Origin of the sequence: Paraburkholderia adhaesiva (assembly GCF_021390575.1) — a bacterium.
Lineage (GTDB): Bacteria > Pseudomonadota > Gammaproteobacteria > Burkholderiales > Burkholderiaceae > Paraburkholderia > Paraburkholderia adhaesiva.
In genome coordinates, this window is the sequence record NZ_JAJEJQ010000002.1 from 1,602,258 (window position 1) to 1,628,590 (window position 26,333).

19 protein-coding genes are annotated in these 26,333 nt (G+C 62.2%); 4 read left to right on the plus strand and 15 right to left on the minus strand.

Going from position 1 to position 26,333, the window contains the following annotated elements; translation table 11 throughout:
* Nucleotides 1-697 precede the first annotated feature (697 nt).
* The 4 genes from L0U80_RS22815 (at nt 698) to L0U80_RS22830 (ending at nt 8,514) form a co-directional block, all read left to right on the plus strand.
* Complete coding sequence (locus L0U80_RS22815) at nt 698-1,858, plus strand: efflux RND transporter periplasmic adaptor subunit (protein WP_233870468.1); 1,161 nt, start codon at nt 698-700, stop codon at nt 1,856-1,858.
* A 13-nt stretch (nt 1,859-1,871) separates the two neighbouring features.
* Nucleotides 1,872-5,090, plus strand: coding sequence for a multidrug efflux RND transporter permease subunit (locus L0U80_RS22820; RefSeq protein WP_233870471.1), 3,219 nt, complete (start codon nt 1,872-1,874; stop codon nt 5,088-5,090).
* Nucleotides 5,083-6,534, plus strand: coding sequence for an efflux transporter outer membrane subunit (locus L0U80_RS22825; RefSeq protein WP_233870475.1), 1,452 nt, complete (start codon nt 5,083-5,085; stop codon nt 6,532-6,534). The genes L0U80_RS22820 and L0U80_RS22825 overlap by 8 nt, the downstream gene beginning before the upstream one ends.
* Before the next feature lie 291 nt (nt 6,535-6,825).
* Nucleotides 6,826-8,514 carry a hypothetical protein gene (locus L0U80_RS22830; protein WP_233870478.1) on the plus strand — a complete coding sequence of 563 codons (1,689 nt, stop codon included), beginning with the start codon at nt 6,826-6,828 and terminating at the stop codon, nt 8,512-8,514.
* Nucleotides 8,515-8,631: 117 nt separating this feature from the next.
* On the opposite strand, the gene L0U80_RS22835 is transcribed toward L0U80_RS22830, so the two are convergent.
* The 15 genes from L0U80_RS22835 to L0U80_RS22905 form a co-directional block, all read right to left on the minus strand.
* Entirely contained in the window at nt 8,632-8,853 is a 222-nt protein-coding gene (locus tag L0U80_RS22835; RefSeq protein ID WP_233870482.1) for a YMGG-like glycine zipper-containing protein, read from the minus strand.
* An 11-nt stretch (nt 8,854-8,864) separates the two neighbouring features.
* A complete protein-coding gene (locus L0U80_RS22840; RefSeq protein ID WP_233870485.1) occupies nt 8,865-9,242 on the minus strand; it encodes a hypothetical protein in 378 nt (125 codons plus the stop codon).
* A 581-nt stretch (nt 9,243-9,823) separates the two neighbouring features.
* Nucleotides 9,824-11,266 carry an efflux transporter outer membrane subunit gene (locus L0U80_RS22845; protein ID WP_233870488.1) on the minus strand — a complete coding sequence of 481 codons (1,443 nt, stop codon included), beginning with the start codon at nt 11,264-11,266 and terminating at the stop codon, nt 9,824-9,826.
* A 64-nt stretch (nt 11,267-11,330) separates the two neighbouring features.
* Nucleotides 11,331-12,965 (minus strand): proton-conducting transporter transmembrane domain-containing protein, encoded by a 1,635-nt coding sequence (locus L0U80_RS22850; protein ID WP_233870491.1) that lies wholly within the window; start codon nt 12,963-12,965, stop codon nt 11,331-11,333.
* Nucleotides 12,962-14,473, minus strand: coding sequence for a complex I subunit 5 family protein (locus L0U80_RS22855; RefSeq protein ID WP_233870494.1), 1,512 nt, complete (start codon nt 14,471-14,473; stop codon nt 12,962-12,964). Before L0U80_RS22855 ends, L0U80_RS22850 begins: the two co-directional genes overlap by 4 nt.
* Nucleotides 14,474-14,475: 2 nt before the next feature.
* Complete coding sequence (locus L0U80_RS22860) at nt 14,476-14,826, minus strand: sodium:proton antiporter (protein WP_233870497.1); 351 nt, start codon at nt 14,824-14,826, stop codon at nt 14,476-14,478.
* Entirely contained in the window at nt 14,823-15,767 is a 945-nt protein-coding gene (locus L0U80_RS22865; RefSeq protein ID WP_233870499.1) for a hydrogenase subunit MbhD domain-containing protein, read from the minus strand. Before L0U80_RS22865 ends, L0U80_RS22860 begins: the two co-directional genes overlap by 4 nt.
* Nucleotides 15,764-16,057, minus strand: a complete 294-nt coding sequence (gene mnhG / locus L0U80_RS22870; RefSeq protein WP_124151699.1) for a monovalent cation/H(+) antiporter subunit G — start codon at nt 16,055-16,057, stop codon at nt 15,764-15,766. The genes L0U80_RS22865 and mnhG overlap by 4 nt, the downstream gene beginning before the upstream one ends.
* On the minus strand, nt 16,054-16,338 hold the full coding sequence (locus tag L0U80_RS22875) for an MrpF/PhaF family protein (protein WP_233870501.1): 285 nt from the start codon (nt 16,336-16,338) through the stop codon (nt 16,054-16,056). The genes mnhG and L0U80_RS22875 overlap by 4 nt, the downstream gene beginning before the upstream one ends.
* Nucleotides 16,331-16,801 carry a Na+/H+ antiporter subunit E gene (locus tag L0U80_RS22880; protein WP_233870503.1) on the minus strand — a complete coding sequence of 157 codons (471 nt, stop codon included), beginning with the start codon at nt 16,799-16,801 and terminating at the stop codon, nt 16,331-16,333. Before L0U80_RS22880 ends, L0U80_RS22875 begins: the two co-directional genes overlap by 8 nt.
* Before the next feature lie 140 nt (nt 16,802-16,941).
* Complete coding sequence (locus L0U80_RS22885; RefSeq protein WP_233870505.1) at nt 16,942-20,019, minus strand: efflux RND transporter permease subunit; 3,078 nt, start codon at nt 20,017-20,019, stop codon at nt 16,942-16,944.
* The gene (locus tag L0U80_RS22890; RefSeq protein ID WP_233870507.1) at nt 20,016-21,128 is read right to left on the minus strand and encodes an efflux RND transporter periplasmic adaptor subunit; all 1,113 of its coding nucleotides are present in this window, start codon (nt 21,126-21,128) and stop codon (nt 20,016-20,018) included. Before L0U80_RS22890 ends, L0U80_RS22885 begins: the two co-directional genes overlap by 4 nt.
* Before the next feature lie 84 nt (nt 21,129-21,212).
* Nucleotides 21,213-22,403 (minus strand): arginine deiminase, encoded by a 1,191-nt coding sequence (locus tag L0U80_RS22895; protein ID WP_233871531.1) that lies wholly within the window; start codon nt 22,401-22,403, stop codon nt 21,213-21,215.
* Nucleotides 22,404-22,529: 126 nt separating this feature from the next.
* Nucleotides 22,530-23,954 carry a basic amino acid/polyamine antiporter gene (locus L0U80_RS22900; protein ID WP_233870510.1) on the minus strand — a complete coding sequence of 475 codons (1,425 nt, stop codon included), beginning with the start codon at nt 23,952-23,954 and terminating at the stop codon, nt 22,530-22,532.
* Between the two features lie 361 nt (nt 23,955-24,315).
* Entirely contained in the window at nt 24,316-26,301 is a 1,986-nt protein-coding gene (locus L0U80_RS22905; RefSeq protein WP_233870513.1) for an acyl CoA:acetate/3-ketoacid CoA transferase, read from the minus strand.
* Nucleotides 26,302-26,333: the final 32 nt, after the last annotated feature.

Genomic DNA, 26,333 nt, shown 5'->3' on the forward strand with positions numbered 1-26,333 from the left:
GGCCGGTCTGGAAAAGACTACCGACGAGCGTGAACGGAAACGGCGAGCAGGTGGTTTTGTACTGCAATTTCTACAATATCGATTTCGCCGCTTGCGACGGCAAACGCTTTGCAGCCCATCCCAACGCGGTGTGGGTTCAGGTTGTCGCGTACTGTTACAGGACCGCGTTGAACGCTGCATTTAAGCGCTACTTCCATCACCATCTGCCGCTTCAATGCAGACGCGGTTACGCAGATCACGAGATCCTTCGCACGGGCTAGATGTTTTCAAACGAGATATCGAATTCCAGACTGATTCACCGTTCGGAATTGCTATCACACGCGCTCGTTCGTCTGATGAAACAACTAATGCGGTAAGCCAGCGGCTATTCCGTTCGCATCGCCCTTATCTGATCGCATTTCATTGGTGCATTCATGCTACGTTCGCAACCTGAAAGGCGTGTAATGATCCCGATGATGCCAGCAGACGCCCGGTGAAACCGCCGTCACCCAATCCGATTGCGTCGCACGCGCCCGCTCCTCGTGCATCCGGCGGACTCGCCGCGACTGAATTGAGGATGTGGTAACTTTCCCTGGACCTGACGCTGCATCGATAGATCACCCGCGCCATGCCGCTCTGAACGAACGAACTGGCGGACCTCTCCTCGAACCGCACCCGGCTCCAGGAGCGAAAAGAACGCGTTATAGGGGAGGCTCGATTGCATCTCCGTGCAACCAGACAGCGCCACCGTCTCGCGTCGATTGCCACACTGGCATTGTCGCTGGCGTGCTTTGCCTGCCGCGAACGGCAGCAGACGTCGGCGGCGAGCCCGCCGCCTCTCCCCGTTCTCGTCACCACGGTCAGTTCTGAATCGATTCCGAAGGTCGTCGAACTCCCCGGCCGGATCGAAGCCATTCGCACGGCGGAAATACGTGCGCGCGTCGACGGCATCGTCGAGCGCCGGCTGTATGAAGAAGGCACCGATGTACCCGCCAACGCGCCCTTGTTCCTGATCGATTCGCGCGACTATCAAGCCCAGTTACAGCAGGCGCAGGCGGCATTGAAACGCGCGCAGGCCGTCGAAGAAAATGCGGCATCGGTGGCCGCGCGTTTCCAGCCGCTGGTTGCCCGCCAGGCGGTCAGCGCACAGGAATATGAGGCTGCACTCGCCACGCTCCAGCAATCGCGCGCAAACGTGTCCGACGCCGCCGCTGCCGTCACGCTCGCCCAGTTGAGACTCGACCGCTGCACGGTCCGCACGCCGATTGCCGGCCGCGTCGGACGCGCGCTGGTCACCGAGGGCGCACTCGTTAGCGCAGGCGCGGCGACGCTGCTCACGCAGGTCAATCAACTGTCACCGGTCAACGCGGTATTCACGCAGTCGAACACGTCGCTGCTCGATTTCCGGCAGCAGATCGAGTCCGGCGCGCTGAAGATGCCGAACGCGAAACATATTGAGGTCCACCTGATACTCGCAAACGGCCAGGCGTATGGTGAGGCCGGCGTCCTCGACTTCACCGATCTTGTCGTCGATCCCTCCACGGGTGCGCAGACCGTACGCGCCCAGTTCGCGAATCCATCGCGCGTGCTGTTGCCCGGGCAATTCGTGCGCGGAGAAGTCGTCACAGGGACGATCCCGAACGGCATACTCGTGCCCGAACGGGCCGTGCAGATCGACCGCGGGACAGCCAGTGTCGCAATCGTCGCCGAAGACAACACCGTCGTTCGCCGCGACGTCCAGCTTGGCGAACAGGAAGGCGGCCTGTGGGTTGTGCGCGATGGTTTGAAGTCCGGTGAGCGCGTCATCGTCGACGGCTGGAGCCGCGTCCAGCCGGGGCAACGCGTCAACGCCCAGCCCGCGCCCGACGCCGGGCATTGACCAGCCGGCGTCCATGAACCGCTTCTTCGCCTACCGACCGGTCTTCGCGTGGGTCATTGCGTTGTTCATCCTGTTGTTCGGCATGATCGCGATCGCGCTGCTGCCGGTCGAGCAGTATCCGGACGTTGCGCCACCCTCGCTCACTATTTCGGCCAGTTTCAACGGCGCCGACGCCACGACGCTCGACAGGACCGTCACCTCGATCATCGAGAACGAGATGAACGGGATCGACAATTTCCTGTACATGTCCGCGATCAGCCGCGCGAACGGCACGGCCCAGATCACCGTGACGCTCAAGCCTGGAACGGATCTCGACGTCGCACGCTCACAGGTACAGGATCGCCTGAGCCGCATTGAACCGCGCCTTCCGCAGGAGGTTCGCCAACTGGGTGTCACCGTCACGAAGGCATCATCTGGATTCCTGATGATGATCGCTCTGCAGTCAAAGGACAGCGCGACAAGTGCCCTCGAAATGGGCAATTTCGCCTCAACGAACATCGTCAACGAACTGCGCCGCATCGATGGCGTCGGTGACGTCCAGTTGTTCGGCTCGTCGTACGCGATGCGGATCTGGCTCGATCAGCGCAAGCTCAGTGGCTTCGGACTATCGGCGAGCGAAGTGGTCGCCGCCGTGCAGGAGCAGAACAGTCAGACCGCCGGCGGCGGCCTCGGCGACCAGCCAATTGCGATCGGCTCTGAATTCAACGCGCAGATCATTACGCAAAGCCGTTTCTCGACACCCGAGCAGTTCCGCCAGATCATCGTGCACGCAAACCCGGACGGGTCCACCGTGCGCCTCGGCGATGTCGCCCGCGTAGAACTCGGCAATGAAAGCTACGGCTTCAGGCTGACGGTAAACGGTAAGGAATCCGCAGGACTTGCCGTTCAGCTCGCGAGCGGTGCAAACGCACTTGCAGTCGCGAACAACGTACGCAAGCGCATGACCGAGTTGCAGTCCATCTTCCCGCGCGGCGTGGTTTGGACCGTTCCGTTCGACACGACACCCTTCATCACCACGTCGGTTCAGGGCGTATTGCGCACGATGGTGGAGGCCCTACTGCTCGTAACCGTCGTGGTGTTCCTGTTCCTGCAGACCTGGCGCGCTACGCTGATTCCCACGCTCGTTGTCCCGGTCGCACTGATCGGCACCTGCGTCGGGCTTTTGCTGTTCGGCCTTTCCATCAATATCCTTTCGCTGTTCGGCATGGTCGTGGCGATCGGCATTCTGAACGACGACGCGATCGTGGTCGTCGAGAACGTCGAGCGCATCCGGCGCGAGGAAGGTCTCAGCGCGCGCCAGGCTACGGTCAAGGCGATCGGTCAAATCTCGGGCGCGGTCATCGCGAGCACGCTCGTGCTGGTCGCGGTGTTCATTCCGATGGCGTTCTTCCCCGGGTCGACCGGCGGCATCTACCGGCAGTTTTCAGTCACGCTGACCGTCTCCGTCTTTCTCTCGACGGTGCTCGCGCTCACACTCGGCGCCGCATTGTGCTCTACGCTGCTCGACGCCGAAGCGAGGCCCGGACCCGACGCCGCGCAGCCCGCCAGGCGCGGTCCTGCGAAAGTGCTCCACTGGATATTCGACTGGTTCAACCGGGGCATGGAAGCCGGAACCGAGAAGTACGTCCGCGGCGTCGCCGCGATGTTGCGCGCACCCGTGCGCTGGCTGCTTGTCTTCGCGGTGGCGTGCGTGGCCATCGGTTTCCTGTTCGTGCAGTTACCGGGCGGGTTCCTGCCCACCGAGGACCAGGGATACATCTTCGTTTCGTACACGGGCCCGCCCGGATCCACCGTGGCACGCACGCAGCAGGCCGTAGATCAGGCCGAGGCATTCTTGCGCCAACAACCGCAGGTGCGCAATATCGCATCGGTGACGGGATTCAGCTTCTTCGGCCAGGGGCAGTCGGCCGCGCTTTCGTTCGTGGATCTGAAGCCCTGGAACGAGCGGCCAGGTGAGGCGAATTCGGCGAGCGCACTCGTGCGGCGCGCCAATGGGGCCTTCTGGCAAATCCCGCAGGCGCTGATTTTCGCGCTCGATCCTCCGGCGATCCCGTCGCTCGGCAATGCCACCGGCTTCACGATGAAGATCCAGGACCGCAGCGGCACAGGCGGTGCAGCACTGCAGCAGGCCGCGCAGAAGATCATGGCGGAAGCGGCGCAAAGCAACGTGCTCACCGGCGTGCGCAGCGAGGGGCTGCCGCCGGCGCCGCAGTTGTACGTCGAGATCGACCGCGTGAAGGCGCGTGCGCTCGGCCTGCAGATCGGTCAGGTAAACCAGGCACTTTCGCTCGCATTCGGCGCGAACTATGTCAACGACTTCGTCTTCGAAGGCAACGTGCTGCGCGTGTTCGTTCAGGCCGACGCGACACAGCGCATGCGGGCCGAAGACGTAAGTGCGCTGAGATTGCGCAACAACCGCAACGAGATGGTGCCGTTCTCCGCCTTCACGACCGTGCGCTGGATTTCGGGCCCTCAGCAACTCGAGCGGTACAACGGCTTCCCGTCCGCCACCGTGTCGGGTCAGGCCGCGGCGGGCCGGTCGAGCGGCGCCGCCATTGCCGAAATGGAGCGCATCGCCAACCGCGTGCTGAGCGGCAGCCTGAGCCACGAATGGACCGGCACCGCGTTCGAGGAGCAACAGGCGGCCGGACAGATCGGCGCACTTCTCGGCCTGTCACTGGTCGTCGTTTTCCTGCTGCTCGCCGCGCTCTATGAAAGCTGGGCGATTCCCGTGGCGGTGCTGCTCATCATTCCGTTTGGGGTTGCTGGAGCGGTGCTGTTCACGATGGCACGCGGACTCTCCGCCGACGTCTACTTCAACATCGGCCTCGTGACGATCATCGGGCTCGCGGCAAAGAACGCGATCCTGATCGTCGAATTCGCGATCAAGGAAGAGGCTGCCGGCGCTGACCCGATCACCGCCGCGGTGAACGGCGCACAGCAACGCCTGCGCCCCATCCTGATGACGAGCGTGACCTTCGTGCTCGGCATGGCGCCGCTCGTCCTCGCGACGGGCGCGGGTGCCGCGAGCCGGCGCGCTGTGGGCACCGGGGTCATGGGCAGCATGCTCACGGCGACGATCTTCGGCATCTACTTCACGCCGCTGTTCTACGTGGCCGCACGCAAGTGGTTGAGCCGCAAGAAGCGCATCAGCGAAGAGGACGACCAGGAAAACCGCCCGTCGATGCAAGCGAAACCGCCGCAGCAAAGCGGAGGCCCCGACGATGCGTAATGCGCTCGCCTTCGGTGTCTGCTGCGCACTCTGCGCATGCAACCTCGCCCCGCCCTGGCGTCAGCCGGACCTGCCGGTGGCCAGCACGTTCGAAGGGCCCGACGTCATCCGGCCCGGCGGAGACCGGCTTGCCACCGAAATCGGTTGGCAGGATTTTTTTGGCGATCCGCAGCTCAAGTACCTGATCGCCGAGGCGCTCGAACGCAACCGCGACCTCGCCGCGTCCATCGCTCGCATCGAGCAGGCGCGTGCGCTCTACCGGATCCAGAACGCGCAGCGCCTGCCACAGGTCAACGCAGGCGCAAGCGCTACGCGAACCCGCACGCCGCTCGGCGCGGTCGATCCGGAGTTTGCCGACAGCAACACGTCGCTGCAATTTAACCAGTACAACGTTCAGGTCGCCGTCACGTCGTTCGAGCTGGATTTCTGGGGGCGCGTCGCCAATCTGGCGGAATCGGCACGACGCAGCTACCTGGCAAGCGTGGAAGCGCAGCACGCGTTCCGCCTGTCGTTGATCAGCAACGTCGCGGCCACTTACTACGCGATCCGCGCGGGCGAAGAAGGCATCGCGCTGGCCGAGCGTACCGTCACGAGCCGCGAATACGCGCTTGAAGTCGCAAAGCTTCGCCTTGATGCCGGCGTGACTTCATCGGTCGACTACGAGCAGGCGGCCATTCTCGTCACGCAGGCCGAAACGCAGCTCGCGGATCTGCGCCGGACCACCGGAGAGCAGCGCAACCGGCTGATGATTCTTGTCGGTGGCCCGCTCGAAGGACCGGTGCCTGAAGCGCGCCCGATCGACGATCCCGGCCAGTTCGGCGAACTCGATGCGGGATTGCCTTCGTCACTGCTCACGAACCGCCCCGACATTCAGCAAGCCGAACAACAACTGCGTGCCGCCGACGCCAACATCGGCGCCGCGCGCGCGGACTTTTTCCCGCGTATTGCGTTGACCGCCAATTACGGCTACGTGTCGTCCGAATTGAGCGACCTGTTCGTGCCGGCAAAACAGATGTGGTCGCTGGCTGGGGCGATCAGCCTGCCTATCTTCGACGCGGGACAACGTCGCGCGCATCTCGGCTTCGCACAGGCGCAACGTGACGAACTCGTCGCAACCTATCAGCGCACGGTGCAGACCGCGTTCGCCGAAGTATCCGATGCGCTGATCGGACGACAACGCTACAAGGAGCAGATCGCGGCGCAGGAAGTAGCGGTCGATGCGCAAAAGCGGCTTGCCGAGGCCGCCGAGCTTCGCTACCTGAACGGCATCTCGATCTACCTCGAGGTCGTGGATGCGCAACGCAACCTGTTCGCCGCCGAGCAGCAGTTGATCGTGCTTCGGTCGACTGCGCTGCAGAATGGCGTGTCGCTTTACGTCGCCTTGGGTGGTGGGCGGGACGCGACGACTGGCGATCGCGCAAAGCCAGCCGATTCACCGAATTGAGCCGCGCGTCTTATTGCAGCTCGTGCGCGGACAGTCACGCGTTCATTTTCATTGCGGGGTCAAGCGTGCAAGCACAACGGCCGAGGTTTTCTCCGGCTCTCAATCCCACATTGGATCCTGTTAGTTAAAGGAGATATTTACGAATCTTTCGAATGTGTCTTCGCGAACAGATTGACAGCCTGTAGAAAGCCGCGCGCCATTGAGTGGTCATCAAACGCCGCTAGATTCAGACGGCTTTGCTCCGCCGTTCCGCCAAATCAGGTTTTGTCAGATCCCCCTCCGGAGACGCAAATGAAAACAGAAAATCTTCGCCCGCTGGTCCGCAATCTGATATCTGCAGCAAGCATTTCCCTCGTCCCGGTCACGCTCATCGCCGCGAGTACGGCAGCACTGGCGCAGCCGTCCGATCGTGGCGACGACACCCATTTTCAACCCGGTCTGCTGGTTGTCAGCCGCAGCGTGTATGACAATCTCCCGAGCAATGTGCAGGTTGGCACTGTCCTGCCGCCCAACTGCGCTAACACGCAGGGCGGCTGCAGCGCATCAACGGGCGCGCCGTCCGATGGCCGCTACCCGTACGTCTGGAATAACGATGGTTACGATGCCAGCTTCGGCATCACGTCGCGAATCTTTCTCGACCAGACGACGCCAGGCGGTGCAGTAGTTGGAACGCTCGAAGTGCCGAACAGCTTGCAGCACGGCTTTGCACACGATCAACTGGTGACGAGCTTCAGTTCGAAATCGGAGCTTGCGCTGAATCTGTCCACCGATGGCCAATATTTGACGTTCATGGGCTATGTTGCGCCCGTCAATACGGTTGACGTCTCCAACTCCAACACGCCAGGCGTCACCGATCCAACCAATCCTGTCGGCCAGAACGTCTATCGCGCAATCGCCCGCGTCGATCGCAACGGACACTTCCGCTTCACGGAAACCAATGCATATAGCGGCAACAACGGCCGCGCTGCGATTCTCAACGACAGCAACGGCCAGGACATCATCTATACCGCGGGTAACGCGGGCAACGGGGCAAACCCGCAGCCGGATGGCGTCATTCTCGGTGCGGGCGCGCAAATCGTCGACGCCTCGAAACTGCATGAAGGCCAGCAAAATCCGGGCACGCCTGCACCGGTGGCGAGTTTCTCCGTCACGCAACTGGGCGCGAAAGCCGACAAGCTCGGCAAGGACGACAATTTCCGCGGCATGACCGTCTTCAACAACGTGCTGTACTTCACGAAGGGAAGCGGTAGCAACGGCGTCAATACCGTCTACTTCGTCGATACGACCGGCACGGCGTGTCCCAATGGTGTCGGTGTGCCGGCTGCGCACGCAACGTTGCCGACCACCCCGCTTGCGTACAACGCAGCGACGCTTCAGACCAGCGGCCTTCCGAACAACATGTGTATCCTGGCTGGCTTCCCGACTACGCCGAACAAGTCGGCGACCACGCTCTCGTACCCGTTCGGACTCTGGTTTGCCGACGCGAATACGTTGTACGTGGCCGATGAAGGCGACGGCTACACGGGCGGTGCCGATCTTTACACGCACGCCGCTGCGCAACCGCACGCCGGACTGCAGAAGTGGATCTACAACGCGGGGACGAAAACCTGGACGCTCGCCTATACGTTGCAGGCCAGCTTGGGCCTTGGCACGCAATACACGGTCAAGGACTATCCGTCGGGTGCCAATCCGGCAACGGGACTGCCATGGGCGCCCGCCACCGATGGCCTGCGCAACCTGACCGGTCGCGTCGACAACGACGGCACGGCGACGATCTGGGCGATCACGTCGACGGTCAGCGGCAACGGCGATGTCGGCGCAGACCCGAACAAGCTTGTTGCGATTCGCGATATTGTCAAGAACGCAACGGCTGCAGGTGCGTCGCAGGAAAAGTTCGTCACGCTGCGCACCGCGGGTTATGCGGAAGTGCTTAGAGGCGTTTCCTTCGCGCCGGGCACCGATCTCAACGGACGCTTCTGATCCGGCCGAGTGACTGAACGATCGCTTGCGCGAGAGCGCAAGCGATCGGCGTGCTCAAGCCACGCCACCCGCTTCAGTCGCCGCGGTCACCCGAGCCTCGCACATTCGCCAGCGAGCTTACCAGTGACCCGCACGCATACTGCCGCCCACGGCGCCCGCCGTGCCGCCGATGAGCGCGCCCGTCCACGCATTACCGCCTGCGATCGCCGCGATGCCCGCACCGCCGGCCGCGCCTAGTCCCGCGCCGCTCACCGTTCCCTGCTGCTGTGGTGTCATGTTCGTGCAGCCGATCACGGCAACCAGAGCGCCAATGCTAATGATCCATCCAAGTCGCTTCATGATCGTTTTCCTCACGGGTTCTTTTTCAGACCGGGCACGACCATCTGAAACCAGAGAGTCTCAATCACCGGATGCCGGACCATCGTGGGATTGGCTGCGTAATAGCTATCCAGCCCCTGACGCACGCTGTCGAGCGTTTGGCCCTGCATGCCCTTACCGAAACGCTGCGCGATATCCTCGCTGCCCGCCGTGGTGCCGGCATAGGCACGCTCGACGTCGAGCAGATTTGCAATGCCGACGAGATACGCTTTCTTCTCTGCATCGGACGACGCTATCCATTGCTCGCCTGTGACAATCGGAATGCCTTCCGCGCGCGCGACATTGCCCATCACCGCCAGCGACAAGAAAGTCATAGACAAGAGCATTCGCCATTGTGGTTTGATTGCCATCGCATACTCCGTGGAAAGTCGTGTTCTTCAACTGCGTGCCGCCGGCTGCTTCCGACGGTTTCGATTGAGCCATGTGGAAAAGTAGACTCTGCGACTCGTGGAATTTACCTCCCGGTTCGCCGGATCGGCGTAGCTCATCGGCCAGATGATTCGCGCCCGAATAACGCCCTCGATGACGAAAATCCTTGATGGATTGAGCGGAATGACTGAAGCGAATTCCATGTTCAAACAAAGATGCTGCGTTGGCTTCGCCGCCTTTGCCAACGCTTCGAGTCTACTGCGTTTTTTGTGATTTCCAAGCCCGTGTGTCCTCACGTACGGCATGCGAGCACGTTGAATCGGAAAACAATCAGGGCATGAACGGCATCGATGCAGTGCGCTTAAAAATGCGTCGTCATGTTTATAAATATCTGCAATTACCCTGCTTGTCTAAAGTGAACTCTCTCCACCAATATTCTGGTCTACATCCAACGGCCTCGAAAATATTTCACCCAGGATCTTCGGTCAGCTCGCGCCAATCCGGTTGAAATCGATCGTATGACGCTCACGATCGCTGCCGCGTCCAACGGACAGCCCGAAGCTCATTTTCGTTCGTCGATCCGCGACACTGGCGCAAGCGAAGCGGCCATATCCACCCAGCCGCCGCCCATCGCCTGATACACGCTGATCACCTGGTTATAGCGCGAGGCCTGCAGATTCGCGAGCGAAAGCTCAGCGGAGAACAGATCGTTTTCGGACACCAGCACTTCGAGATAGCCGATCAACCCATCTTCGAATTTGAGCCGCGACAGCCTCGCATATTCACGTAGCGCATTGACACGCTCCTGCTGAAGATCAGTCTGCTCGACAGTTTTCTGTGAGCTGATCAGCGCATTGTTGGTGTCGTTGAACGCTCCCAGAACGGTCTGCACATAGATCAGTTCTGCCTGGCGCTTTAGCGCCTCTGCCGACTGCACCTGGCCGCCAATTGCGCCTGATGTGAATATCGGCCCGGCTACACCGGCTGCGAGCGACCACGCCTGGGCCGGTCCAGAAAGGAAATCGCCGAAGGCAGTGCTGATGGAGCCCAGCGCGCCGGTCAGCGAAATGGTGGGATAGTAGAGCGCGCGCGTGGCGCCGACATTCGCATTGGCGGCGATCAGGTTCTGTTCGGCTTGCAAGATGTCGGGGCGCCGCTCCAGTAACGTCGAAGGTAGATCCGCCGGAACGAGGGGAAGCACCAGTTCGCTGACCGACTTGCCTCGCGGTATCGGCCCGGGATTACGCCCCAGCAGAACCGACATGCCATTTTCCACGATGGCAATCTGCTGGTCGATGACAGGTATCGTGGTTTGCGCCAGCTTGTACTGCGAGCGCACCTGCGAAAGCTCCGTTTCGGACACGAGGCCATCCCTTTCGCGCAACTCGAAAATGCGTAGCGTTTCGCGGAAATTATTCGCGGTGCCCTGCGCGATCTCGAGCTGCCTGTCGAGTCCGCGCAATGTTATGTAGCTCGTTGCCACGCCCGTCACCAGCGATAGCACGACGCCACGCTGCGCCTGAACGCTTGCATAGACCTGCGCCTGCGCGGCTTCGTTCAGGCGTCTAACCCGACCAAACAGATCGATTTGCCAGGAAGCGGACAACAGACCCTGATAGAGATCGAATACAGGATCGAGCGCGGGCGGCAGCGGTGGCATCCCGACCTGGCTCGTGCGATTGCGGCTCACGTTGGCGCCATAGTTGATCTGCGGCAGCGCCTGTGAACGCGAAGCGCGCAGCACGCCGAGGAACTGGTCGACGCGCGCTGCCGCGATGCGCACGTCGCGATTATCGTGTAGTGCCGTTTGAATCAGATTGGTCAACACTGGATCGTCGAACTGCTCCCACCATGCCGTATCGACGACCCCTTCTGCCTCGCGCAAATCGATTCGCCACGTTGCCGGCACCTGCACGTCGGGGCGATGGTAATCGGGTCCCACCGTCATGCAGCCGGCAAGGCAAACGGTCGCGGCGGCAAGTGTCGCAAGCGTCAGCGTTCTCATGACGTACTCCATGTTCTCCAATCCGCCATGCACGACAGCAAGCGCGATCGTTGCGTCGCGCACATCAGCCCGCCACCGTCAGCAGACCACCAAATAGCAGCACCGCCAGCAGCAAGGTCAGACACGACACGGACCATCGCCGCACAAGCGCATCGGTGATCCCAGTGACCCGCCCTGCCGCCCTGCAGACGCGTTGCAGTCCCTGCAAGAGGCCACCCACGTCGCCCGCTGCCACGGAGGGCAGCGACGTGCCCCATCGGTTCCAGCCGATGAAGAGCGCCACGCCCGCAATAACAGGCCAAAGCGCGGACCATAAAGCTGCGGGCGCCAGTGCGTCGGATAGCGTGCCAATCGGGATCTCCAGATACAGCACCCATGGTGCGATCAGCGAGGTCAGCACCATCGCCAGCCATGCACCTGTGAGCGGTGCCAGAGTGCGTACATCGGAATCGGCAATCGACATTGCGTTCAGGCGGCGCACGAAATGAAGCATCAGCAGTGTGGTCGCGGCTGAAGACGCCAAAGCCAACGCCCCGACCAGACCACTATCCAGCAAGTCCTTGGTCGCGTATTTCGCCAGTGCGCCGCCCGTGAGTGGCAGTCCACCCAGTGCGAGGGCGACGAGAGCCGTGGGCACCTGCACAAGTCGCAGCACGCGAGCGCCCGAAAGCGCGACCACGCCCACGGCCAGAAATAGCGTGCCCTTTACCAGCAGATGGTGTGCGGCGTAGTAAGCCGCCGCAACGACGGCGCCAGGATCGCCAGCGGCCAGCCCCATGCCGATCACCGCGATCAGGAAGCCCATCTGGCTGACGCTCGAGTACGCGAGGACGATCTTCGGCGTGGATTGGGTGATGCCGATCGCCACACCGTAAAACGCGCCGAACATGCCCAGCGCCGCCAGTGGGATGCCGATGTGCGGCCACGCGTCGTTGAACGGCAGCAAGCGCAGCAATGCAATGACGCTGGCTTTGATCACCGCGCCGCTCAGCACGGCAGCCGCGGGAGTCGGCGCTGCGCCATAGGCATACGGCATCCAGAAATGCATCGGCACGAGCCCGGCCTTCATGCCGAGGCCAACCAGCAGCAAAAGGAGCGTCGTATCGCGCGAGGGCGAATGCGGCAAAGCGGCAGCTGCATCGCGTATCAGGAGGCTGCCGCCTGGCGTGGCCTGTGCCAGCAGGATCAAGCCTGCGAGCAGGAACGCCTCGGCAAGCAACGCGACGCCGAGATAAAGCGCGCTCGCATAGCGTGCATCGGGGCCGCCGCCCTGCAGCACCAGGCCGCTCGCGCCGACGCTCAAGACGGCGAGCAGAAGATAAAACCCGATCAGATCCGCTGCCAGAAATACGCCCATGCAACCGGTCATGGCCATGAACCAGCAGATGACAAACCCATCGATATTCCGGCGGCCCCGCAGATAGTGAAAGGCGAAGATCCCGCCGAAGATCCATAACAGCGCCGCCGTGCCGAGCAACAACGCGCCCGGTAAATCGAGTGCGAAATACAAGGCGAAACGGCTCTGTCCCAGCACCAGCGGCTCGCCCCGGTGAGCGCCGATCGCCGTCGCCAACGCGGGCATCGGAGCGAACGCGAACCATGAAGGCAACCGTCGGCGAACACGCGCCGACGCGCAAGCCAGCAACATCAGCAACGGCAAGCCAACGGCTGTGGCCATCAGAACCTGGGTGGTATTCACGGCATCCCCGTCATCGGCATCGCCGTGCGGCCGATCTGCACCACGTTGACCGGCAGCAGCACCGCCAACCCTAACAGGAAGGAACACAGTGCGAGCGCCAGCACCGCCATCTGCTGATAACGGCGCACCTGCATTTTCGGCGACCAGCGGGGTGCCGCGGGCTCCATTGCGCGCACTACCACGATGAATACGTAAATGCTGGTGAGCAAGCCACCAAGCAACATCACCAGCGCCCACCACCATTGCCCCGTCGAAAACGCGCTCGACAGCAGCAGCCACTTCGCAAGAAAGCCCCCCGACGGCGGCAAGCCGATAAGCGTGGCGCCGGCCAGCGCGAAGGCCGTCACTGTCATCGGCAAGGCCTGCCCTGCGCCACGCAGGTCGGCCATGCGGTCATGACCCAGCGTGCCATAGATCAGCCCCGCAGCGAGAAACATGGCAGCCTTGGCGGTAGCGTGCGAGATGGCCTGCAACAAGCCGCCCGTGACCGCCTGGGTGCTGCCGTGCTGAGCCGCAGCGAGCGGAAACATCAGGAACAGATAGCCGATCTGGGCGACCGTCGAGTAAGCGATCAAAAGCTTCAGGCGCGCCTGGCGCAGCGCCACCACATTGCCGACTACGATCGCCATGGCACCGAGACCGGCAAGCAGTTGCGCGAAGGGGCTGCTCATGATGCCAGCGAATACATCGAACCAAAGCCGCACGACGACAAACCACGATCCTTTGATGACCAGCGCCGAAAGTAGCGCGCTCGCGGCGGCGGGCGCGCCAGCGTGCGCAGGCGGCAACCACAGGTGCAGCGGAAACAGTGCGGTTTTGGCGAGCATGCCGGCTGTCGTCAGCGCCACCGCAGCAAAGGCGACTGGCTGAGCATTAATGCGCATGGCCAGCAACGCGATGTCCAGGGTGCCATAAGCGCCATAGAGCAGAAATACGCCCAGCAAATAAAGCATCGAACCGATCAACGCGAAGAGCAGATAACGTAACGCTGCCTGCAATGTTTCGGCCCGTCCATCGAGAGACACGAGCGGAACACCCGCGAATGTCAGCAGTTCGAGCGCGACATAAAGCGTAAAGATGTCCCCGCTTACGAACACCAGATTGAGCGCCCCCCAGACCGCGAGCAGCAACAGCCAGAAAGAGAACGGACCGCGCGCTTCGGTCTTGCCGGCCGGCGTGCCGAAATTGCCGTTGGCGTAGATCGCCACCGCGCCGATCACCACGGCAACCACCAGCATCATGCAGACCGACAATCCGTCTGCGCGAAGCATGACACCCAGCGGCGGAGACCATCCACCGAGCCGATACTGCAATGCGTCGCCTGACACGACCAGCCTTCGCGCTATCGCCAGCACGACGCCAAAACCGCAGACGATCGTCACCCACGATGCGCGTTGCGCACGGCGACCACCGAAGGTCAACCCGAACAGCATGCCGGCAACGGGCAACAACACGGCGAGCACCAATAGCAGGCCGCCTGGTGTTGCCCGCTCAGTGAGCGCCAGCACGCTCACCTGGCCCCCACATCGGCGGCGTCTTGCCCGGACGTGGCATCGCCATCGCTGGACAGAGAGATCGAGCCGGTCTGCGCGAACCAGCGCAGTATGAGCGCGACCGCCAACGCGGAAGCGGCGAACGACACGACAATCGCCGTGATCAACAGCGCCTGCGGCACCGGATCGCCGGGCATGCCGGCAGCCGCCCCTCGCTGTGCGATAACGCCACAGACCAGGAAAACGCCGTTGCCCGTGAGGTTAAAGGCAAGCACCTTGCGCAAGGGCTGCGGGTTGACGATCAGGCCATACAGGCCAAGACCCACCAGAGCGGCGGCGGTCAAGGCGAACCACTGGGATACGTTCATGTGCGAACCTCCGGTCGTTGGGGCGGCCCGATCAGCAGGAGTACCAGGGTTACGGCGAGCGATGGCAGCAGCGCGGCTTCGATGACGATGATCCACGGTTTCGCCCAACCTTCCGGATACGCAAGAAATGCCCCCGCCATGACGGCACCGAGCAGGCCAATCGCGATGAAGACTGCCGGTCCGGCAATCAACACCACACGCAGCCGGCGACGACTGATGGCAGGCGCATCGCGCAAACCGGACATCATGACGAGCAGCCACATCGCCGCGATCACCGTGGCGCCCTGGAATTTGCCGCCGGGATGATCGGCGCCTACCCAGAAAATGTAGATGCCGATCACGACGCCAACGGGTGGCAAGACGCGCGCCAGATACACCAGAATGTCGTTCGGACCGACCACCTGCGCGGGTCGTGGCCTGCCGCCCCAGCAGTGGTCCGGCGTCAGCGACCAGACACCGACCACACCGAACAGCAGCGCGATCGCTTCGAGCAACGTATCGATCGCGCGAAACGACATCAGGACCGCGGTGATCGGGTTACCGACGCCAATCGATCCGATGTGCTGTGCCACTTCGGGCGCCAGCGTCGGAGCCGGTTCCGGCAAATGCAGAAGGCACGCGGCGATGACAACGGCGACAGCCGTGGCGGCGATGGCCGCCGCAACACGCATCGCGAGGCCTGGCGCTTCGGCGCGGGCCGCCGCTTCCGTCGGGTGCAAACGAGGCGCCGCGTCGATCAGCAACGCGCCGGTCAAGCCTGCACCGATGGCTGCTTCGGTCAACGCTACGTCGACTGCATGAAGCACCAGCCAGGCCAGCGTAAGCAGCAAGCCATAAGGAATGAACCCGGCTACCGCGGCGAAGGTGTCGCGCACGACAACGGTCCATGTCGCGAGCACGAGTAACAGGATGCCAATGCCCACCGAGATTGCGAAAGTCACGGACGTGTCTCCTGCCGGCGCGCGGCGCGCGCAATGAGCTGCGACACCTCGGACGACGTCAGCAGTACCAGCAGCCAGACCACGATCAGCTTGAGGGCGACCGTGACATGACCGGCCTGCGGCAACAGCCCTAACACCACCATTCCCAGCCCGAGATTATCGGCCTTGGTTAGCGCGTGCAGCCGGGTATAGGTATCAGGAAACCGCAACAACCCGACCGTGCCCGCCACCAGGAAGAAAATGCCCGCAAGCATGGCCACGATCGTGAAGACATCGGCGAAGGTTTTCATTTCCGGTCCTCGTTCTGCGTGACGCCTTCTGCCGGCCGGTCGGACTTGACGAAGGCAACTGACGCAAACGCCGCGAGCAGGGCCAACGTCAATGCGACGTCGACAACGGCGTCCACGCCACTCGCGGTGCCTACCAGCAGCAGGACCGCAATGCCGCCCGTACCGAACAGCTGGGCGGCCATCATGCGGTCGGCTCGCGTTGGACCGCGCAGTACGCTCAACAACCCCACGGCAACCATTAACAGCACCACGCCGGACACGGCTATCAGCACGTCAGCCATCTCGCTCCCCCTTGGTCAATGCGCCAGTCAGGCGCCGCTCTTCGTCCGCCATCTGTTCGGCAATGGGTTGCTCAACGTCCAGGCAGTGGTAAACGAGCCCATCCGCAGTGTCGTCAACGGGAAGGGAGCCCGGCAAGAGACTGGTGATGATGGCAAACACATTGCGCGCCATGCCCGGCGGAAAACCGGTTCGATAAACGACGGTGCCCGCCTGCAAAGGCAGGCGTGGGTGCAATGCACGTCGTGCCACGTCGATTCCCGCCAGCAGCGACTGCGCGAGGAAATGCGGCGCAAAGACCAGCAACGCGCCGAGGCGCAACTGCCCTTCGCGCGGCGGGAGAAGACGCAGGCTCATATGCGTCGCGACGAGGGTCGCGATCAGGCCACACGCGAGATCGGCTGGATTCACGCTTGGCATCAAGATGATCCAGAGCGTCAGAAAGCACAGCGCGCGGGACAGCACGATGCGCCATCGCGAACGCAAATCGAGCAGGAACGCCCGGAGCGATGTTGTCCACATGAGAGACGCACGCCTCCTCTATCGAATACCCGGCGACCGTAACCACTTCGGTCGTCGCCAGGGCAGCGCGCCGGCCACAGCGCTTACGTCGATCCGCCAGCCGCACCAGAAACCGGCAACGCCGGTCGATCACTCTTGCCGAACACCACCATGTACAGCGCCGGCAGAAACACCAGCGTCAACAGCGTCGCGACCAGCAGTCCACCCATGATCGCAAAGGCCATCGCACCCCAGAACACGGTCGGCGCGATTGGGATCAGTCCGAGCACGGTCGAGATCGACGTCAGCATCATCGGCCGAATGCGCGAAGTGCCTGAGGCAACAACGGCCTCAAGCACGCCCATGCCCTCACGGCGATTGGTGTCGATCTGCACGATCAGGATCAGCCCGTTCTTGGCGATCATGCCGATCAACGCGAGAATGCCCAGAATCGCGACGAAGCCAAGCGGCCGGTTCGAGACCAGCAGCGCCAGCACGACGCCGATCAGCCCCAATGGCAACACCGAAACCACCATGGCCAAGCGCTTGAAGCTCACCAGCAGCACCATCATGCTCGTCAGCATCAGCACGATCATTAGTGGCACGACGGCAAACACCGATGCCTGGGATGCCGAACTTTCCTCGTACAGACCACCGGTTTCTATCTTGTAGCCCTTGGGCAGCTTCGCCTTGAACCCGGCGATCTTCGGCGCGAGTTTCGCGACGACTTCGTCAGGAAGCACGCCATGTGTCACGTCCGCGCGCACAGTGAGTGTCGGTATGCGGTTGCGCCGCCATATCAGGGGTGACTCCTGGTCCTCGGTAAACGTCGCGAACTGGCTGAGCGGAACCATTCGGCCGCTCGGCGTCGGCACCTGCAACGTGCCCAGCGTCTGTACTGTGAGGGGACTCTCTTGCGCAGCCCGCGCTACGACATTGACCAGATAGATGTCGTCACGGATCTGCGTGATCGGCGTGCCGGTAATGATGGTGTTCATAACCGTCGCGAGCGCCGCAGTGCTGACGCCGAGCTGGCGCGCTTCATCCTGGTTGATGTGAATCCGGATCTGCCGGGCCGGCTCCATCCAGTCGAAGTTGACGTAGCGACTCCGCTCGTCGGAACCCACGATACCGGCGAGATCGAGCGCGATGCCACGCACTCGCGCGGGATCGGGACCCGACACGCGATACTGAAGCGGCCATCCCACTGGCGGCCCCAGTTCCAGCGGGGACACGCGAGCAATCACGCCGGGAAACCGTTCGCTCAGTATCTTCTCCAGCTTCAGTTGCAGCCGGTCGCGTGCGGCCACATCCTTGGCGACTACGATGATCTGCGCGAAAAACGGATTGGGCAGTTGGACATTCAGCGTGAGGATGAAGCGAATGGCGCCGCGACCCACATAACTGCTGAAGTGATCGACATCGGGATCGCCCTTCAAAATAGCTTCGATCTGCGCGACCTGCGCCTCGGTGGCATGGATCGATGCGTTCTGGCGCAACGTGAGGTCCACCGTCAATTCAGAGCGGTCGGACGCGGGAAAGAACTGCTGAGGCACGAACCGAAGCAGGAAGATCGATACAACGAACGCCGCCAGCGTGACGGCAATCGTCAGCCACCTCATCCGCAGCGCCGCGCGCAGGAACCGGTTATAGGCCCTGAGTACCTTGCCGGGCTTCGCCGGCTCCTTGCTTGCCTTGGGCGCCTTCAGGATGGCCTGACCGACGAGCGGCGAGAAAACCACCGCGCCAAACCACGACACGAGCAGCGCAATCGCGACCACGGCGAAGATCGAGAACGTGTACTCGCCCGCCGAACTCTTCGCGAAGCCAATCGGCACGAAGCTGGAAATCGTGACGAGCGTGCCGACGAGCATCGGCGCCGCCAGTGTCCGGTAAGCGAAAGTCGCAGCCTGGTCCTTGCTGTCGCCAGCCGCGAGGCGGTTGATCATGGCGTCGACCGTCGTCATGGCGTCGTCGACCAGCAGCGTCAACGCGATGATCAGCGCACCCAGCGACACCCGGTGCAGGTCGATGTGCACCAGGTCCATGATCGCAAATACGATAGCCAGCGTGAGCGGGATCGACAGCGCCACCACCATCCCCGGCCGTATGCCCAGACTCACGAAACTGCACACCAGGATAATCGCAATGGCCTGCCAGAGCGAGGCCATGAAGTCGTTGATTGCGACATCGACGGTATCGGCCTGATTGGCGACCAGGGACGGCTCGATGCCCACGGGCAGGTTCGCGGTAATGTCGGCCATTTCGGCCTTCAGGTTGCGGCCGAGCGCCAGGATGTCGCCCGAATCGCGCATGGCGATTGCAAGTCCGATCGCCGGCTTGCCGTTGACACGGAACATCGGTTGCGGCGGATCCGAGAAACCGCGCCTCACAGTCGCGATATCGCCAAGGCGAACGATGCGGCCCGCCAAAACAAGATTCACATTTTCGATGTCGCGTTCGGAATCGAAAGCACCGCTCACCCTGAAGAACGCCCGCTCCTGCCCGGTTTGCAGTACGCCGGCCGGCCTGATGACATTTTGCGCGGTCAATGCCCCGACGATGGTCGGGTAGTCCAGACGCAGCCCGGCCAGACGGCTGGTCGAGAATTCGATGTAAATCTGTTCGTCCTGCGCGCCGAGGACCTCGATCTTCGAAACGTCCGGCACCAGCAGCAAACGTGAGCGAATGGCTTCGACGTGATCGCGCAACTCGCGCATGCTGTAGCCGTCTGCCGTGAACGCGTAGATGATGCCGTAGGTGTTGCCGAAGTCGTCATTGAAGAACGGGCCAACGGTCCCCGCCGGCAGCGATTGCTGCATATCGCCAACGTTCTTGCGAACCTGATACCAGATGTCGGGGACTTCGCGAGGTGGCGTCGATTGCAGCAGATCGACGAAGATCGTTGTTTGGCCCGCCGTCGTGAAGCTGCGAATGCGGTCTACGTGGCGAGTCTCCTGCAACGTGCGCTCGAGCCGCTCGGTTAGCTGGGAAAGCGTGTCGTCGATCGTGGCTCCCGGCCATACCGCTGACACCACCATCGTGCGGATGGTGAAGACCGGATCTTCGGCACGCCCTAACCGGATAAACGACAGGGTCCCCGCGGCAAGTGCGCCGATCATCAGGAACACGACGAGTGGGCGCTTCGATAGCGCCCATTCCGATAGATTCGGGCCAATCACCTCGGTGCCTCGGTCCAGTTGATCTTCTGTCCTGGTCGCAATGCCTGCGCGCCGGCAGTCACGACCACGTCGCCTGGGGCCAACCCGCGCGATACCTGTACGCGGTCCTCGGCGTAGGCTTGAAGCTCCACGTCACGCACCGAAACCGTTCCGGTCTTCGTATCGACCACCCAGACCGACGATGTCTGGCCGGGCTGGATCAGGGCACTGGAGGGTATCTCGATGGCCGGCGGGCGCTGGAGTTTCATCTGGCCAACCACCGTACTGCCGAGGCGCATGGTGGCCGGTGGATTGAGCACCCGGACCCTGACCGCAAACGTCCCTGTAACGGGATCTGCGCGGGGCGATACTTCGCGAACCTTGCCGTTGGCGGTAATCGCCGGATTGCTGGCCAGCGCGACGACAATGTCGGGATTTGACGGCGCGATGTCCTTGATCGCCGCGGGCACATCGAAGACGGCGTCCACTGCCCCTTCGCGCGCGATCTGGACGATCATGCGGCCCGCCGCGACGACCTCGCCCGGCTCGGCACCTCGCGCCGTCACCACGCCAGCGACGTCCGACACCAGATCGGTATAGCTCAGCCTGTTCTGTGCAATTTTGACCAGCGACTGCGCCGAATCGACTTGCGACTGCGTGATCTTTGCCATCGCCTCGGACTGCTCGTAAGAAGCGCGCGACACGGCACGCTCCGCCAGCAAATTGCGCATGCGGTTGAACATGGTGTTCGCCTCGAGAGCCTGAGCCTGGGCAGCAGCCAGCTGGGCCCGGGCGGACTGCAGGTTGCTCTCTTCGTTCATCCGGTCGAGCCGTGCCAGCACCTGGCCCGCAGTGACCCGGTCCCCGACATCGACATTACGGGAGATCATTCTTCCGTCGATACGGAACGATTGATTGATCTCGGCCTGCGCCTGCAACCTTCCGGTCAAAGCGATGGTTGTCCCTGCAGCCTGCTTTTCTATCGTGACGACGCGTACCGGCCGGACTTCGGTCGCCGGTGCCTCCTCGCCTTTGCGGCAACCCGCCAGCACTGCGCCTGCCGCCAACGCACACAGCGTCACGATCAAAGAGAGAGAAAAAGCTCGCCCCGTTTCATGGTTGGCAAACACTGGAACTTTCCTCTGGATTCCTGACCAGCCTTCCTTTCTCCGAACCTGCGGCGAAAGCTTCCGAACACTACTACGCCCGCAGCACTAAAAGTCCACCGCATCACGAATGATCGGACATGTCATGCAATGGCCACCGCCGCGCCCGCGCCCAAGCTCTGCACCGTCAATGGTCACGACTTCGATTCCGGCCTTGCGCAACAGCGTATTCGTGTACGTGTTGCGGTCGTAGGCGAATACAACGCCTGGCGACGTGCAAACCAGATTCGCGCCGCTGTCCCACTGCGTGCGCTCGCGCTGATAGTCGTTGCCGCCCGCCTCGACAACGCGCATCTTTTTGACGCCAAGCGCCTCGCTCACCACATCGACGAAGGCCTTTTTCTCCGGATGGAGTTCCAGGCCCGCCGGATGATCGCTGGGCCGGTACGAGAACGTCCGCGTGCGCGCGAGGAAATCCGGTGCAATCAGCACGCAATCACGGTCGGCAAAGGTAAACACCGTATCGAGGTGCATGGCCGCGCGGATTTTCGGAATCGCAGCGACGATCACGCGTTCGGCCACACCCTGCTGGAACAGCGTCGCGGCAAGCTGGCTGATCGCCTGACGCGACGTACGCTCGCTCATGCCGATGAGCACCGTCTTGTTGCCGATCGGCATGACGTCGCCGCCCTCGAGCGTCGCGAGCCCGTGATCCTGCGTTGCGTCTCCCCACCAGACGTTCACCTTGCCGGCAAAGTCCGGATGAAACCGGTAGATCGCCTGGGCAAGGATCGTTTCCTCGTGCCGCGCGGGCCAGTAAAGCGCATTGAGCGTCACGCCGCCGTAGATCCAGCACGTGGTGTCGCGTGTATACAAGGTGTTCGGCAGCGGCGGCAGCAGATATTCGGTGGCCCCGGCCGCTTCGCGCACGACCTTGAGCGCGGCTCCGCCATGCTTTTCCGGGAAGTCGTAGATCGAGAGGCCGCCAAGCAATGTCTCGGCGAGCGCGCGATTGTCGAGGCCTTCCAGATAGCTTCGCAGTTCGTCGATGAAACCCAGTCCGACCTGGTTCGGGACAATCTGGTTATCGAGAATCCACTTCTTGCCGTCAGGGACCGCTACCGTTTCGGCGAGCAGGTTATGCATCTCGACCACGTCGACGCCACGATCGCGCATCTTCGCCACGAAGTCGAAATGGTCGCGCTTCGCGTTGTCGACCCATAACACGTCGTCGAAGAGCAACTCATCGCAATTGCTCGGCGTGAGACGCGAATGTGCCATGCCCGGCGCACAGACCATCACCTTCCGGAGTTTCCCGACTTCCGAATAAACGCCGTATGGATTTTCGGCCGCCGCCTGCTTTTCACCGCCCTTTTCCTTTTCCTTAGACTTTCCCTTTGCCATATCGAGCTCCGATCGTTTTGTCTAGATCGCCATGAGCCCCATTGCGAGAGCGATGACGCCCACGACGGCGGCTATGGTGGCCACGACGAAAATCACCCAGTCGCGCACGCTTTCGAAGACTTTCAGCTTGCGCTCGCGTCGGGCGATGAAGTACAGCACCGTGCCCGGTGCATACAGGATTGCCGAAAGCAGGATGAACTTCAGACCGCCGGCAATGATCATGAAAAGCGTGTAGATGACGGCAACCGACGCGAGCGCGAGATCCCGCTTGCGTTCTTCGGGCCGTACCTCGTAGCTCTCGCCGCGATTCGAGACCATCCACCCGTAGGCCGCGACGAGCAGATACGGGATCAGCGACATCGCGCTGGTGAGATTGAGCATCAGGGCGAATGCGTCATACGAGAAATACGTGCTCGCAACGAGCAACTGGACGACGATGTTGGTGATCCACAGCGCGTTGGCCGGAACGTTGTTGGCGTTTTCGCGCGCAAACACCGCGGGCATGTCTTCATTGCGCGCCGCAGCGAACATCACCTCCGCGCAGATGAGCGACCACGCCAGATAAGCGCCGAGCACCGATATGATCAGACCGATGCTCACGAAGACCGCGCCCCATGGACCGACCACGCTCTCCAGCACGCCCGCCATCGAGGGTTGGCGTATGTCCGCGACGTCCCCGCGCGGCAGCACGGCGAACGGCAGCATCGACACGAGCACCATCAGTGCCGTCACGCCGCCGAAGCCAAGAATCGTCGCGCGCCCTACGTCCGCGCGCTCCTTCGCGTAGCGCGAATACACGCTCGCGCCTTCTATGCCGATAAAGACAAACACGGTCACGAGCATCGTCGCGCGCACCTGCCCGATGATGCCCCCTTCCTCCGCCGCGGACTCGATATTCAGCCGAAAGGTACCGTACTCGAACACGAAAATCAGAATGACGATGAACACCACGATCGGGATGATCTTGGCGAACGTCACGATGGTGTTGATGAACGCCGCCTGCTTGACGCCGCGAAGAATGAGGAAATGAAACAGCCAGATGCCGACGGAAGCGACGGCGATGGCCGTCACCGTGTTGCCGTCTCCGAAGACCGGGAAAAATGCGCCCAGCGTGGACTTGATCAGCACCCAGTACGAGACGTTACCGATGCAACTGCCGATCCAGTATCCGAAGGCTGAAAGAAAGCCGGGGTAGTTGCCGAAGCCCTCCTTTGCGTAGACAAACACACCGGCGTCGAGCTCGGGCTTGCGTTCCGCCAATGACTGGAACACCCGTGCCAGCGTGTACATGCCAACCCCCGCCACGAGCCAGGCAATGGCCGCACCGATTGGCCCCGTTGCATGGGCGAAGGTCCGCGGTAGCGAAAATATCCCGGCGCCGACCATGCTTCCGACTACCATCGCTGTCAGTTGCAGGCGACTCATCTTCTGCTCGGTATCGGCCATCGGTTTCCTCGTTTTGTCTGAACTTCGCTTTGTCGAGAGACCAACCTCACCGGCGTCGGGCATCGCACGTCGTCATCCTGGCCGGAGACGCCAACGCTTCGGCGTGGCTGCGCGCTTCAGCTTCATCGCATCACGCTAGCCGGATTGTTCCCGTGCAGCTCCCGCACGCCGTCGCACGGAATGAACTGCTGATCCGCATACTGCGTTACTGAAATCGGTTGCCCCGAGGTCCGAATCCTCGCGTGGGGCGAGAAACTGCGCTACGCGCCTAAAAAGAGACTAGTCGATTTTGAAGAACATCGTCCGCGGATGGGGCCGCAACCGGCGACGTTGCGGCCATGGGTAAGGATGTATGCAAATATCACGCGCCCTGATCTTTCTTTCCGAGCGTCTCCAGATGTTTTCTCGCCTCGGCCTCGCTTTCGAAAATATGTGGCGACACGCCACGTTCCTGTAGCGCATCCCGCAGCTTCGCTCGCAGAAAAGCACTCGTCGTATAGCGCGTGACACTCGAGTAGTAGCGCGAGACAACGTCGCGCACCATATCGGTATACGCATCGAGCACATCGGGCAGCACGCCGAAGTTGTCGTAATCGACTAGCGCTGGCACCTTGCCTTGCACCCCCGCAAGCCTTTCTTCAATCGCCGCCCGAATCGCCGCAATATCGTCGACGTTACGTACCGTCAAGCCGGCGAAGTTCGCGAAGAAGATGTTCTGCACAGTGTCCAGCATGAAGCGCTCCTCAAGCGGCATCCGCAGCATGGTCTCGCGCAACCCCATCGGCGCGGGCGAGAAGATGGCCGCATCCATGGTCTTGACCTGTGCAGCGATAGCAGGCCGGAACGCCATTTTCGACAGCACATCGCGCTCGAGATCGACGCCTGGCGCAAGTTCGATCAACTCAAGCCCGTGATCCGTGAGACGAAACACACAGCGCTCGGTGATGTAGAGCGTCGTCTGTCCGCGCTGCAACGCCACCGCGCCGCTGTACGTGACGTGTTCGACCTGCTCGACGAACTTGCACACGGCCCCCTCGCGGCGAATCGCGATCTTTCCGTCCAGAACTTCCACGTCGAGTCCGCTCGCGTTGAACGTGCCGACGAAAACGACCTTCCGTGCGCTCTGACTGATGTTGATGAAACCGCCCGCGCCTGCCACGCGTGTCCCGAACTTGCTGACGTTGAGGTTGCCGTGGCGATCGGCCTGGGCTAGCCCGAGAAAGGCGACATCCAGCCCCCCGCCGTCGTAGAAGTCGAACTGGTACGGCTGGTCGATGACGGCTTGCGAGTTGATGGCTGCGCCGAAGTCCAGCCCGCTAGCCGGAATACCGCCGATTACACCGGGTTCGGCCGTCAGCGTCAGCAAACTGTCAATCCGTTCCTCCGCAGCGACGACCGCAACACCTTCGGGCATGCCGATGCCGAGATTGACGATGCTGTTCGCTTTCAATTCCATTGCTGCGCGGCGCGCGATTATCTTGCGCTCGTCTAGCGGCATCGTTTTCCGGGCGCCCGACGGTACCCGGATCTCGCCTGTGAACGCCGGGCTATATGACGTGCTGAAGGTTTGCCAGTGATTTTCCGGGCGCGCGTGCACGATGCAGTCGACCAGAATCCCGGGCACTTTCACCTGCCGTGGATGCAACGATCCGCGGTCCGTAATGCGCTCGACCTGTGCGATCACAATGCCGCCGCTGTTGCGCGCAGCCATTGCGATCGATAGTGACTCCAGCGTCAGCGCCTCGCGCTCCATGGTGAGGTTTCCGTCGAGGTCGGCCGTGGTCGCCCGGATGATCGCGACGTCGATCGGAAACGCTTTGTAGAAGAGGCTTTCCTCGCCACCGAGATGGCACAGCTCCACGAGGTCCTCGGTCGTCCGGGCGTTCATCTTGCCACCGCCGTTTCGCGGATCGACAAAGGTACCGAGTCCAATGCGGCTCAGGTGCCCGGGCCGCCCCCCGGCGATGTCACGGAACAGGCATGAAATCACGCCTTGCGGAAGGTTGTACGCCTCGACACGATTCTCAATCGCTAGCCGTCCGAGTTGCGGCACAAGCCCCCAGTGGCCGCCGATCACGCGGCGCAACATGCCGTCGTGTGCCAGGTGGTTCAGGCCTCGCTGCTTGCCATCCCCTTGCCCCGCCGCGTAAACGAGCGTCAGATCGAGCGGATCGTGCTGCGACAGGAACCGTTCCTCCAGCGCCAGCGCAACCTCTTCTGCAAATCCGATGCCGACGAATCCGGAGGTGGCAACCGTGTCACGGCTTCTGATCAGACGGACCGCATCGGCCGCCGTGACGACTTTCCCCACTTCGACTGGGACAGTTCGCAATGAGCTATATGCCATGTTGAATCCCTCCGGCGACGTTTGCGTGCTTT